The sequence below is a fragment of the Pseudomonas sp. IT-P74 genome (genome assembly GCF_949768175.1).
GTDB lineage: Bacteria > Pseudomonadota > Gammaproteobacteria > Pseudomonadales > Pseudomonadaceae > Aquipseudomonas.
On record NZ_CATKQD010000004.1, the window covers coordinates 94,647 to 107,710 of the forward strand.

The following is a 13,064-nucleotide window of genomic DNA, read 5'->3' on the forward strand; positions in this document are numbered from 1 at the left end:
ATAGGGAATTGGTAGTGCCAGGACTCTTCAACAAAAAATCCAATACGCTGCTGGGAATCGACATCAGCTCCACCTCGGTGAAACTGCTTGAGTTGAGCCGTCAGGGTGAACGCTATCGGGTCGAGGCCTATGCGGTCGAGCCGTTGCCGGTCGGCGCGGTGATCGAAAAGAATATCGCCGAGCTCGAAGGCGTGGGGTTGGCCGTCGCACGCGCACTGGCCAAGGCCAGAACCGGCCTCAAGAACGTGGCCGTGGCCGTGGCAGGCTCGGCGGTGATCACCAAGACCATCGAGATGGAGGCCGGTCTTTCCGAGGACGAGATGGAAAGCCAGCTGAAGATCGAGGCCGATCAGTACATTCCTTATCCCCTGGACGAAGTCGCGATCGACTTTGAAGTCCAGGGCACCTCCGGGCGCAATCCTGAACGTGTCAACGTGCTGCTCGCCGCCTGTCGCAAGGAAAACGTCGAATTTCGCGAGGCAGCCCTGGCCTTGGCGGGGCTGACCGCCCGCGTGGTCGATATCGAGGCCTACGCGCTGGAGCGTTCATTCGAACTGCTGGCCGGCCGACTCGTGGTTTCCGGGAAGCCTTCGACGGTCGCCGTGGTGGACATTGGCGCGACCATGACCACCCTGAGCGTGTTGCACAACGGGCGGATTATCTACACCCGCGAACAGCTGTTCGGCGGTCGGCAACTGACCGAGGAAATCCAGCGTCGCTATGGCCTGACACTGGAGCAGGCGGGGCTGGCGCAAAAGAAGGGCGGTCTGCCGGAAAGCTATGCCGATGAGGTCTTGCAGCCATTTCGAGAGGCGCTGGTGCAGCAGGTGTCGCGCTCGTTGCATTTCTTCTTTGCCTCAGGCCAGTACAACGCCGTCGACCATGTCCTGCTGGCCGGCGGTACGGCGTCGATCCCGGGGCTGGACCGTTTGATCGAGCAGCAATTGGGCACGCCGACCCAGGTTGCGAACCCTTTTTGCGAAATGATTCTGGGCAGCAAGATCAACGGTGCTGCCCTGGCGAGTGATGCCCCGGCGTTGATGATCGCTTGCGGTCTGGCCCTCAGGAGCTTCGACTGATGGCGCGGATCAACCTTTTACCCTGGCGCGAAGAGCGGCGTGAAGTTCGCCGCAAGCGTTTCCTGCTGGTCCTGGTGGCGGCAATGATGGGCGCGATGGGTGCGGTGCTGGTCGCGAACCAGGTCATCAGCGGTGCCATCGACCGGCAAGTCGCCCGTAACGATTACATAGGCAAGCAAGTCGCCGTGATCGATGAACGGATCGCACAGATCAATGATCTCAAGGCGCGCCGTCAGCAACTGGTCGAACGCATGAGCATCATTCAGGAGCTGCAAGGCAATCGCCAAATCAGCGGGCGAGTATTTGATCAGTTGGCGCGAGCCCTGCCCGACGGCGTGTATTTCACCGAAGTGAAAATGACCGCAAAGACCTTGTCCATCACCGGCGCCGCGCAATCCAACAACCGTGTTTCAGAGTTGATGCGCAATATCGAGGCATCAGACTGGTTCGATGCGCCGAGCCTGACCGAAGTCAAGGCTACGGCTGCGGGTCAGGTGGAGCAGGCCAACATCTTCCGGTTGACCGTTCGCCAGGCTCAGCCCGCAGCGCCGGAGGGTGGCAAATGAGCCTGTCCGAATGGTTCGAAGGGCTGCGCAAGATCGACATCAATGATCTGGATACCAGCAACGTGGGTTCCTGGCCGCCGGCGATCAAGTTTCTGGTGGCTGGTTTGCTTGTGCTTCTGGTGCTGATCTTTGGCTACAGCTTTTCCACCCGCGACCTTGTGAGCCAGCTCGACCTCAAGCGCGAGGAAGAGTCGACACTCAAGGAACAGTTCGCCGGCAAAGCCCGCATGGCGGCGAATCTGGATCTCTACACCCGGCAGTTGAAGGAGATGGAGAACGCCTTCGACGTACTGCTGCGACAATTGCCCAGCGACACCGAAGTGCCCGGCTTGCTCGAAGACATTACGCGTACGGGGCTGGGCAGCGGCCTGGAGTTCGAAGAGATCAAGCTGTTGCCGGAGGTCGCCCAGCCGTTCTACATCGAGCTGCCGATCCAGATCACGGTCACCGGGGACTACCATGACCTGGCCACGTTCGTCAGCGGTGTGGCCGGGTTGCCGCGAATCGTCACCTTGCACGATTTCGATCTTGCCCCCGTCAACCCCGAGAGCGCTCCGAAGCTGCGCTTGACCATCCTCGCCAAGACCTACCGCTACAACGACAAGGGACAGCATCAATGAGTCCGGCACGTTGTTTTTCGGTGGTGGTGTTGCTGTTTGCCCTGTCCGGTTGTGACGCAGGCGACGACTACACCGGTCTGGATGCGTACATGAACGAAACGCGCCTGCATGGGCCGGGGAAGATTGAACCAATGCCGGTCTTCCGGTCTTACCCGGCATTCACTTACAACGCGGCGAATCTGCGCAGCCCGTTCTCGCCGCAGATCAGCACAGATCTGGCGACCCGTCGGCGGGGCTCGCATAACGTCAAACCCGACCCGGCTCGGGTTAAGCAATACCTCGAAGGCTTCAACATCGAGCAGTTTGAAATGGTCGGCACCCTTTCCAATGCAACAGGCTCCTATGCCCTGCTGCGCGGGGCGGGTGGGGTGCACCGTCTGAAAGTCGGCGATTACCTGGGGCGTAACGAAGGAAGGGTCGTTGCGATCAGCGGCTCTCAAGTCGATGTGGTTGAAATTGTCCCTGATGGTCAGGGTGCCTGGCTGGAGCGTCCCCGGACCATTTCCTTGAAAGAGCACTCATAGTGGAACTCCAAAAATGAACAGGATTTTTCCCACCGTCGGCCTTTCGCTATGGATAGCGTTGTTGTCGCCGATGGTACAAGCGGCCAATCTCAAGGCGCTGGATGTCGCTGCGCTGCCGGGTGACCGTGTCGAGTTGAAGTTGTCGTTCGATGCGCCGCCCCCGGTGCCCCACGGCTACACGACGGATTCGCCGGCCCGGATTGCTCTGGATTTGCCGGGTGTCGCCAGTCGGCTGGCCAGCAAGACTCGCGATCTCGGCAGTGGAAATGCCCGTAGTGCGACGGTGGTGGAAGCCCGGGACCGTACGCGATTGATCATCAACCTGGCTCAGCCGGCCCCGTATGATTCGCGAATTGAAGGCAACAATTTGCTGGTCGTTGTCGGGCAGGGAGTCAAACCGTCGTCATCCAGGCCGGCGGCCACAGCAATGCCGGTTCCGGTTCGAGCCGCCACGGCAGGCAAAGCCATTCGGGGTGTGGATTTCCAGCGGGGAACCCAGGGCGAAGGCAACGTGGTGATCGACTTGTCGGATCCATCGATTGCGCCCGAGATACAAGAGCGCGAGGGCAGGATCATCGTCGGATTTGCCAAAACCCGATTGCCCGAGCGATTGCGCGTGCGGCTGGACGTGAAGGATTTCGCCACGCCCGTGCAGTTCGTCAATGCCAGCGCGAGCGGCGACCGGGCCACCATCAGCATTGAGCCCGGCGGGACGTTCGATTACTCGACCTATCAGACTGACAATAAGCTCACGATCAGCGTTCGCCCGGCGACGGTCGACGAGCTGCAAAAGCGCAAAGTCGGGCAGCAGGCCTACAGCGGCGAGAAGCTATCGCTGAATTTCCAGGACATCGACGTGCGTTCGGTGCTGCAACTGATCGCCGATTTCACCAACCTCAATCTGGTGGCCAGCGACACGGTCCAGGGGGGAATTACCCTGCGCCTGCAGAACGTGCCGTGGGATCAGGCGCTGGACCTGGTGCTGAAAACCAAGGGGCTGGACAAGCGCAAGGTCGGCAATGTCCTGCTGGTTGCGCCGGCCGATGAAATTGCTGCCCGTGAACGTCAGGAGCTCGAATCGCAGAAGCAGATTGCCGATCTGGCGCCGTTGCGTCGGGAGCTGTTGCAGGTCAATTACGCCAAGGCGGCGGACATCGCCAAGCTCTTCCAGTCGGTGACCAGTGCCGAAGCGAAACCCGACGAGCGGGGCTCGATCACCGTCGATGAGCGCACCAACAACATCATTGCCTACCAGACCCAGGACCGGCTGGACGAGCTGCGCAGAATCGTCACGCAACTGGATATCCCGGTGCGTCAGGTGATGATCGAGGCGCGCATTGTCGAAGCCAATGTCGACTATGACAAAAGCCTCGGGGTGCGTTGGGGCGGTTCGATACAGAACAAGGGCAACTGGAATACCTCCGGTGTCAGCAACGGACTCAATGGGTCATCGACCATCGGCACACCCGGCAGCACCAGCACCAACTCACCGTTTGTCGACATGGGCGTAGCCAACAACACCTCGGGAATCGGCATCGCGTTCATCACCGATAATGTCTTGCTGGACCTGGAACTGACGGCCATGGAGAAAACCGGCAACGGGGAAATCGTCTCGCAGCCCAAGGTGGTCACGTCCGACAAGGAAACCGCGAAAATTCTCAAGGGCACCGAGATTCCCTACCAGGAAGCCAGTTCCAGCGGCGCGACTTCGGTGTCGTTCAAGGAGGCTTCGCTGTCGCTTGAGGTGACGCCGCAGATCACGCCCGACAACCGGATCATCATGGAGGTCAAGGTCACCAAGGACGAACCGGACTTCCTGAACAAGGTCCAGGATGTACCGCCCATCAAGAAAAACGAAGTCAATGCCAAGGTTCTGGTCAACGATGGCGAGACCATCGTCATTGGCGGCGTTTTCTCAAATACTCAGAGCAAGGTTGTAGATAAGGTGCCATTTCTTGGCGATGTGCCGTATCTTGGCCGCCTTTTCCGGCGTGATGTGGTTTCGGAGAAAAAATCCGAGCTGTTGGTATTCCTCACTCCGCGTATCATGAATAATCAGGCGATTGCTGTGAGTCATTGATTCTGTGCGAAATTTGATTCTTGTTGGACCGATGGGCGCTGGAAAAAGCACCATCGGCCGGTTGCTGGCCAAAGAGCTGCGCCTGCCATTCAAAGATTCCGATAAGGAAATTGAATTGCGCACGGGCGCCAATATCCCTTGGATCTTCGATAAGGAAGGCGAACCGGGCTTTCGTGATCGTGAGCAGGCAATGATTGCCGAGCTGTGCGATTGCGACGGTGTGGTGCTGGCGACAGGCGGAGGCGCGGTCATGCGCGAAGCCAATCGTCGGGCACTGCATGCCGGTGGGCGAGTGGTTTATCTGCATGCGTCGGTCGAGCAGCAGGTCGGCCGCACGTCCCGCGACCGCAATCGGCCATTGTTGCGTACCGCCGATCCGGCCAAGACTCTTCGGGATCTGCTGGCGATCCGCGATCCGCTTTATCGGGAAATTGCCGACCTGGTGGTCGAAACCGATGAGCGGCCGCCACGAATGGTCGTACTCGACATTCTGGAGCGTCTGCAGCAGCTGCCACCCCGTTAAAGCGCCGCGCGAAATGCGCTATCCTCGGCGTCCCGCCATGACCGAACAAGGTTGTGGCGGATGGCTACCGAACGGCGTCACACCAGCAGAGGCCGTGGATATTCGTTAACTCAGGGCGGAACGCCTGATTCCATCTTCACTGTGGGGACACATGCAGACACTCAAGGTCGATCTAGGCGAGCGCAGCTACCCGATTCATATTGGCGAAGGTTTGTTGGATCAGCCCGAGTTGCTGGCCCCGCACATTCGCGGACGGCAAGTAGCGATCATCTCCAACGAGACTGTTGCGCCACTCTATCTCGAACGTCTGACCCGCAGCCTGGCGCAGTTCTCGGTGATTTCCGTGGTACTGCCCGACGGCGAAGCCTTCAAGACCTGGGAAACCCTGCAGTTGATTTTCGACGGTCTGCTGACCGCCCGGCATGACCGCCGCACCACGGTGATCGCCCTTGGCGGCGGTGTGATCGGTGACATGGCCGGCTTTGCCGCCGCCTGTTACCAGCGCGGCGTCGATTTCATCCAGGTTCCGACCACGCTGCTGTCCCAGGTCGACTCCTCGGTCGGCGGCAAGACCGGGATCAACCATCCGCTGGGCAAGAACATGGTCGGCGCCTTCTATCAGCCGAACGTGGTGCTGATCGATACCGCCAGCCTCAATACCCTGCCGGCCCGCGAACTGTCCGCCGGCCTCGCCGAAGTCATCAAGTACGGGTTGATCTGTGATGAGCCGTTCCTGACCTGGCTCGAAGACAACGTTGACCGCCTGCGCAATCTGGACCAGCAAGCCCTGACCTATGCCATCGAGCGCTCCTGCGCGGCGAAGGCGGCGGTAGTCGGTGCCGATGAGAAAGAGACGGGCGTTCGTGCCACCCTGAACCTGGGCCACACCTTTGGCCACGCCATCGAAACCCACATGGGCTATGGTGTATGGCTTCATGGTGAGGCAGTGGCTGCTGGCACGGTAATGGCGCTGGAAATGTCCACGCGACTGGGCTGGATCAGCGAGCAGGAGCGTGATCGCGGCATTCGTCTGTTCCAGCGGGCGGGGCTGCCGGTCATTCCGCCGCAAGAGATGACAGAAGCCGATTTCCTCGAACACATGTCCATTGATAAAAAAGTGATCGACGGTCGTTTGCGCCTGGTGCTGCTGCGCCACATGGGCGAAGCGGTGGTGACCGACGATTATCCGAAAGAGGTTCTACAGGCCACGCTGGGGGCAGACTACCGCGCCCTGGCTCAGCTTAAAGGTTAATAAGAACACGATGACTAGTTTGCATGCCGACGAGGCTTTCCTCGGCCATTACCAGTTGAGTCATGACCCTTTTGCTCCACGGGTGCCTGGCTTCAAATTTTTCCCGGCCCAGCGCAAACCCGTGCTGGGACAACTGCATCACCTGGCCCGCTACAGCCAGTTGCTGCTGGTAGTCACTGGCCCCGAAGGCAGTGGCAAGACCCTGTTGCGTCAGGCCCTGGTCGCCAGCACCAACAAGCAATCGGTGCAAAGCGTGGTGGTTTCTGCCCGCGGCGCCGGCGATGCGGCCGGTGTGCTGCGCCAGGTTGCCCAGGCGCTGAGCGTCGGCCAGGCTGATGCCGACGCGATTCTGGCCCAGGTGGTGCAGCTTGCCCTGACCGGGCAAGAAGTCTATCTGCTGGTCGATGACGCCGAACAACTCGACGAGTCCGCCCTTGAGGCTCTGATGGTCCTGGCTGCCGGCGCGCCTGAAGGCCGTCCGCATGTGTTCCTGTTCGGTGAGACCTCGCTGATCGGTCAGCTTGAGGCTTTGCATCTCGAGGAAGAGCGTTTCCACGTCATCGAGTTGCAACCCTACACCGAAGAAGAAACCCGCGAATATCTGGAGCAGCGGCTCGAAGGCGCGGGTCGCGGTATCGAACTTTTCACCGCGGATCAGATCTCTGATATTCACGAAAGCTCCGAAGGCTGGCCTGGAAGCATCAATCAGGTCGCCCGCGATGCAATGATCGAAGCCATGATCGCCAGCCGCTCAGCGGTCAAGCGTCCAAAAATGGGGTTCAATATGCCGAAGAAACACGTATTGGCGATTTCCGCCGTGGTCGTGGTCGCGGTAGCTGCCGCCTGGTTGATTCCGGGTCGCAACAAGGCACCGACCACCGGTGCTCCGGCCAATGAACAGGCACAACTGCCGCTTGGCCAGGGCCAGCCAACCGCGAATGGCGGTGCACCGGCCGTCGAATTCGCCGGCAACACTCAGCCGATGCCATTGCCGTTGGTCGGTAACTCGCAACCGGTCATGCGCGCCCCGCTGGCTGAAGCCGCGGGCGGCATCACCGAAGGCGATGACGGCGTTCCGGTCGAAGGCTCCAGCGCCACACCGCCGACGGTGACCACCACTGCACCGCCTGCAGGCGTTCCTGCCGGTCCTGCGCCGACACCGACACCGACACCTGCGGCCAAGCCGACGCCTGCGCCGACCCAGGTCGCCACCGCCAAGCCAGCGCCTGCTCCTGTGACAAAGCCTGCTCCAGCGCCAGCCAAGCCAGTCGTTGCGGCGGCGGCCAAGCCTGCCGAGAAACCGGCTCCGGTGGCCAAGGCCGCTGGTGGTACCTGGTACGCCGGCCAGGCACCGGGCAACTACGTGGTGCAGATCCTCGGCACCAGCTCCGAAACCGCCGCGCAAAGCTTCGTCAAGGAGCAGGGCGGCGAGTACCGTTATTTCAAGAAAGTCCTCAATGGCAAGCCGCTCTACGTGATCACCTACGGCAACTTCGCCAATCGTGATGCAGCCGTTTCCGCCATCAAGGCCTTGCCAGCGAAGGTTCAGGCTGGTAAACCTTGGCCTCGCACTGTCGCCAGCGTCCAACAGGAACTGGCAACAACTCGCTGAAGATTCGGCGGCCTTACCCAGGCCGCCTCTCCAAGCACCTCAAAATTTCTACAAGTGCGCGCCGCCCTTCGGGCTGCGTGCCTTGTGGTGTCTGCGTCACAGTAGTCTTTGAGTCGTTGCGGTCAGAATTAAAAAAAGTTTTGACTAGCACAGCAGATCGCTTTAAACCTTTCACAAATGCGACATAGATTTGCGACATTTCGTCGTCAAATTTGTGAGCCTCTGTGTCGGTGTGTACAATGACCTCCCTTTTGCCCCCGCAAAGCTGGCGTACGTTCGGCGCGGATGGTAAGTGGTTGAATTGAAAAGAAATTTGCCTCGATAAGAGGCAGCCTGGTGAGAAAGTGTCTATGAAAGCAGGTCTGTACCAACCAGATGAATTCAAGGATAACTGCGGTTTCGGCCTGATTGCTCATATGCAGGGCGAGCCCAGTCATACCCTTTTGCAAACGGCCATCGAGGCCCTGACCTGCATGACCCACCGCGGTGGGATTAATGCCGACGGCAAGACCGGTGACGGTTGCGGTCTGCTGATTCAAAAGCCGGACGTGTTCCTGCGAGCCATCGCCCAGGAAACCTTCGGCGTCGAAATGCCCAAGCAATACGCTGTGGGCATGGTCTTCTTCAACCAGGACCCGGTCAAAGCCGAAGCCGCTCGCGAGAACATGAACCGCGAGATCCTGGCCGCCGGTCTGCAACTGGTCGGCTGGCGCAAAGTGCCGATCGACACCAGCGTCCTCGGCCGCCTGGCCCTTGAGCGTCTGCCGCAGATCGAGCAGGTGTTCATCGGCGGTGAAGGCCTGAGCGATCAGGACATGGCCGTCAAGCTGTTCACCTCCCGTCGTCGCTCGTCCGTGGCCAACGCCGCCGACACCGACCACTACGTGTGCAGCTTTTCCCACAAGACCATCATTTACAAAGGCCTGATGATGCCGGCGGATTTGACCGCCTTCTATCCGGACCTGAGCGATGAGCGCCTGCAAACCTCGATTTGCGTGTTCCACCAGCGCTTCTCCACCAACACCCTGCCGAAATGGCCGCTGGCTCAACCGTTCCGCTTCCTGGCGCACAACGGCGAGATCAACACCATCACCGGCAACCGCAACTGGGCCGTGGCCCGTCGCACCAAGTTCACCAACGATCTGATGGATCTGGAAGAGCTCGGCCCGCTGGTCAACCGCGTGGGTTCCGACTCATCGAGCATGGACAACATGCTGGAGCTGATGGTCACCGGTGGCATCGACCTGTTCCGTGGCGTGCGGATGATCATTCCGCCTGCGTGGCAGAACGTCGAAACCATGGACCCGGATCTGCGTGCGTTCTACGAATACAACTCGATGCACATGGAACCGTGGGACGGCCCGGCTGGCGTGGTAATGACCGACGGTCGTTACGCGGTGTGCCTGCTCGACCGTAACGGTCTGCGTCCGGCGCGTTGGGTGACCACCAAGAACGGCTTCATCACCCTGGCTTCGGAAATCGGTGTCTGGAACTACCAGCCTGAAGACGTGATCGCCAAGGGCCGTGTGGGGCCGGGCCAGATCTTTGCCGTGGACACCGAAACCGGTCAGATCCTCGACACCGACGCGATCGACAACCGCCTGAAGTCCCGTCATCCGTACAAGCAATGGCTGCGCAAGAATGCCCTGCGCATCCAGGCGACCATGGAAGACAACGACCACGGTTCGGCGTTCTACGACGTCGATCAGCTCAAGCAGTACATGAAGATGTACCAGGTCACGTTCGAAGAGCGCGACCAGGTGCTGCGTCCGCTCGGCGAGCAGGGCTACGAAGCCGTGGGCTCGATGGGCGACGATACGCCGATGGCCGTGCTGTCCCAGCGCGTGCGCACGCCGTACGATTATTTCCGCCAGCAGTTCGCGCAGGTCACCAACCCGCCGATCGACCCGCTGCGTGAAGCCATCGTCATGTCGCTGGAGATCTGCCTCGGAGCCGAGCGCAATATCTTCCAGGAGTCGCCGGAACACGCTTCGCGCGTAATCCTCAGCTCGCCGGTCATTTCCCCGGCCAAGTGGCGCTCGCTGATGAACCTCGATCGTCCGGGCTTCGAGCGCGCGATCATCGATCTGAACTACGACGAAAGCGTCGGCCTGGAAGCTGCGATCCGCAACGTTGCCGATCAGGCTGAAGAAGCCGTGCGCTCGGGCCGTACCCAGGTTGTGCTGAGCGACCGTCACATTGCCCCGGGCAAGTTGCCGATCCACGCTTCCCTGGCCACCGGCGCGGTGCATCACCGCCTGACCGAAAAAGGCCTGCGTTGCGACTCCAACATCCTGGTGGAAACCGCGACCGCTCGCGATCCGCATCACTTCGCTGTGTTGATCGGTTTCGGCGCCTCTGCCGTTTACCCATTCCTGGCTTATGAAGTGCTGGGCGACCTGATCCGTACCGGTGAAGTACTGGGCGACCTCTATGAGGTGTTCAAGAACTACCGTAAAGGCATCACCAAGGGCCTGCTGAAGATCCTGTCGAAGATGGGGATCTCGACCATCACTTCGTACCGCGGTGCGCAGTTGTTCGAAGCCATCGGCCTGTCCGAGGAAGTCTGCAACCTGAGCTTCCGTGGCGTGCCGAGCCGCATCAAGGGTGCGCGTTTCGTCGACATCGAAGCCGAGCAGAAAGCCCTGGCCACCGAAGCCTGGAGTCCGCGCAAGCCGATCCAGCAAGGCGGCCTGCTGAAGTTCGTCCACGGTGGCGAGTACCACGCCTACAACCCGGACGTGGTCAGCACCCTGCAGGCCGCAGTGCAGCAGGGCGACTACAGCAAGTTCAAGGAATACACGTCGCTGGTGGACAACCGCCCGGTGTCGATGATCCGCGACCTGCTGAAAGTCAAAACTCTCGACACTCCATTGGACATCAGCGAGATCGAACCACTGGAATCGGTGCTCAAACGCTTCGATTCCGCCGGCATCTCCCTGGGTGCCCTGTCGCCGGAAGCTCACGAAGCCCTGGCCGAAGCCATGAACCGCCTCGGTGCGCGTTCCAACTCCGGTGAAGGTGGCGAAGACCCGGCGCGCTACGGCACCATCAAGAGCTCGAAAATCAAGCAAGTGGCGACCGGTCGTTTCGGTGTAACCCCGGAATACCTGGTCAACGCTGAAGTGCTGCAGATCAAGGTCGCCCAGGGCGCCAAGCCCGGCGAAGGTGGTCAGCTGCCAGGCGGCAAGGTCAACGGTCTGATCGCCAAGCTGCGCTATGCAGTGCCGGGCGTGACCCTGATTTCGCCACCGCCGCACCACGACATCTACTCGATCGAAGACTTGTCGCAGCTTATTTTCGACCTGAAACAGGTCAACCCGAAGGCACTGGTCTCGGTGAAGCTGGTAGCGGAAGCGGGCGTCGGCACCATCGCCGCCGGTGTGGCCAAGGCCTACGCGGACCTGATCACCATCTCCGGCTACGACGGCGGCACCGGTGCATCGCCGCTGACCTCGATCAAATACGCGGGCGCTCCGTGGGAACTCGGCCTGGCCGAAACCCACCAGACCCTGCGCGGCAACGACCTGCGCGGCAAAGTCCGGGTCCAGACCGACGGCGGCCTGAAAACCGGCCTCGACGTGATCAAGGCAGCCATCCTCGGCGCTGAAAGCTTCGGCTTCGGCACCGCGCCAATGATCGCCCTGGGTTGCAAATACCTGCGCATCTGCCACCTGAACAACTGCGCCACCGGCGTTGCGACCCAGAACGAGAAGCTGCGCAAGGATCACTACATCGGTACCGTCGACATGGTGGTGAACTTCTTCACCTACGTCGCCACCGAGACCCGTGAGTGGCTGGCCAAGCTGGGTGTGCGCTCCCTCGAAGAACTGATCGGTCGCACCGATTTGCTGGAAATCCTCGAAGGCCAGACCGCCAAGCAGCATCACCTGGACCTGACCCCGTTGCTGGGCAGCGACCACGTGCCGGCGGACAAGCCGCAGTTCTGTGGTGTTGAGCGCAACCCGCCGTTCGACAAGGGCCTGCTGGCCGAGAAAATGGTCGACCTGGCCACCTCGGCGATCAACGACCTGAGCGGCGCCGAGTTCGCTCTGGATATCTGCAACTGCGATCGTTCCATCGGCGCACGGATCTCCGGCGAAATCGCGCGCAAGCACGGCAACCAGGGCATGGCCAACGCACCGATCACCTTCCGCTTCAAGGGTACGGCTGGGCAGAGCTTCGGCGTATGGAACGCTGGCGGTCTGAACATGTACCTGGAAGGCGACGCCAACGACTACGTCGGCAAGGGCATGACCGGCGGCAAGCTAGTGATCGTGCCGCCCAAGGGCAGCGTCTACCGCACCCAGGACAGTGCCATCATCGGCAACACCTGCCTGTACGGCGCCACTGGCGGCAAGCTGTTCGCCGCTGGCACCGCGGGCGAGCGTTTCGCCGTGCGTAACTCCGGTGCCCACACCGTCGTGGAAGGCACTGGCGATCACTGCTGCGAGTACATGACCGGTGGTTTTGTCTGCGTATTGGGCAAGACCGGTTACAACTTCGGCTCTGGCATGACCGGCGGTTTCGCCTACGTGCTCGACCAGGACAACACCTTCGTTGACCGGGTCAACCACGAACTGGTGGAAATCCAGCGGATCAGCGGCGAGGCGATGGAAGCCTACCGCAGCCACCTGCAACGCGTGCTGAACGAGTACGTCGAGGAAACCGACAGCGAGTGGGGTCGTGAACTCGCCGAGAACCTCGATGATTACGTGCGTCGTTTCTGGCTGGTCAAGCCCAAGGCTGCCAACCTGAAGTCGTTGCTTTCCAGCACCCGTGCCAACCCGCAGTGATATGCGCCTGAA

Annotated in this window: 9 protein-coding genes; all 9 read left to right on the plus strand. The window is 60.6% G+C overall.

The window, feature by feature from the left end; genetic code table 11:
• Window positions 1–14: 14 nt before the first annotated feature.
• The 9 genes from ACM6J5_RS04100 to gltB all read left to right on the plus strand — a co-directional run bounded on the left by ACM6J5_RS04100 (window position 15) and on the right by gltB (window position 13,052).
• A complete protein-coding gene (locus ACM6J5_RS04100) occupies window positions 15–1,079 on the plus strand; it encodes a pilus assembly protein PilM (protein WP_414927869.1) in 1,065 nt (354 codons plus the stop codon).
• Window positions 1,079–1,645, plus strand: a complete 567-nt coding sequence (locus ACM6J5_RS04105) for a PilN domain-containing protein (RefSeq protein WP_095942358.1) — start codon at window positions 1,079–1,081, stop codon at window positions 1,643–1,645. Before ACM6J5_RS04100 ends, ACM6J5_RS04105 begins: the two co-directional genes overlap by 1 nt.
• On the plus strand, window positions 1,642–2,265 hold the full coding sequence (gene pilO, locus ACM6J5_RS04110; protein WP_414927870.1) for a type 4a pilus biogenesis protein PilO: 624 nt from the start codon (window positions 1,642–1,644) through the stop codon (window positions 2,263–2,265). The genes ACM6J5_RS04105 and pilO overlap by 4 nt, the downstream gene beginning before the upstream one ends.
• Window positions 2,262–2,789, plus strand: coding sequence for a pilus assembly protein PilP (locus ACM6J5_RS04115; protein WP_414927871.1), 528 nt, complete (start codon window positions 2,262–2,264; stop codon window positions 2,787–2,789). The genes pilO and ACM6J5_RS04115 overlap by 4 nt, the downstream gene beginning before the upstream one ends.
• A 13-nt stretch (window positions 2,790–2,802) precedes the next feature.
• A complete protein-coding gene (gene pilQ / locus ACM6J5_RS04120; protein ID WP_414927872.1) occupies window positions 2,803–4,869 on the plus strand; it encodes a type IV pilus secretin PilQ in 2,067 nt (688 codons plus the stop codon).
• A 4-nt stretch (window positions 4,870–4,873) separates the two neighbouring features.
• The gene (gene aroK / locus ACM6J5_RS04125; protein WP_057712350.1) at window positions 4,874–5,392 is read left to right on the plus strand and encodes a shikimate kinase AroK; all 519 of its coding nucleotides are present in this window, start codon (window positions 4,874–4,876) and stop codon (window positions 5,390–5,392) included.
• 151 nt (window positions 5,393–5,543) lie between these two features.
• A complete protein-coding gene (aroB, locus tag ACM6J5_RS04130; protein WP_095942362.1) occupies window positions 5,544–6,644 on the plus strand; it encodes a 3-dehydroquinate synthase in 1,101 nt (366 codons plus the stop codon).
• 10 nt (window positions 6,645–6,654) lie between these two features.
• Entirely contained in the window at window positions 6,655–8,256 is a 1,602-nt protein-coding gene (locus ACM6J5_RS04135; protein WP_414927873.1) for an AAA family ATPase, read from the plus strand.
• A gap of 350 nt (window positions 8,257–8,606) precedes the next feature.
• Complete coding sequence (gltB, locus tag ACM6J5_RS04140) at window positions 8,607–13,052, plus strand: glutamate synthase large subunit (protein ID WP_095942364.1); 4,446 nt, start codon at window positions 8,607–8,609, stop codon at window positions 13,050–13,052.
• Window positions 13,053–13,064: the final 12 nt, after the last annotated feature.

Coding starts and splice junctions, on each gene's coding strand:
- ACM6J5_RS04105 (WP_095942358.1), top strand. CDS start 1,079: ATGGCGCGGATCAACCTTTTACCCTGGCGCGAAGAGCGGCGTGAAGTT.
- pilO (WP_414927870.1), top strand. CDS start 1,642: ATGAGCCTGTCCGAATGGTTCGAAGGGCTGCGCAAGATCGACATCAAT.
- ACM6J5_RS04115 (WP_414927871.1), top strand. CDS start 2,262: ATGAGTCCGGCACGTTGTTTTTCGGTGGTGGTGTTGCTGTTTGCCCTG.
- pilQ (WP_414927872.1), top strand. CDS start 2,803: ATGAACAGGATTTTTCCCACCGTCGGCCTTTCGCTATGGATAGCGTTG.
- aroB (WP_095942362.1), top strand. CDS start 5,544: ATGCAGACACTCAAGGTCGATCTAGGCGAGCGCAGCTACCCGATTCAT.
- ACM6J5_RS04135 (WP_414927873.1), top strand. CDS start 6,655: ATGACTAGTTTGCATGCCGACGAGGCTTTCCTCGGCCATTACCAGTTG.
- gltB (WP_095942364.1), top strand. CDS start 8,607: ATGAAAGCAGGTCTGTACCAACCAGATGAATTCAAGGATAACTGCGGT.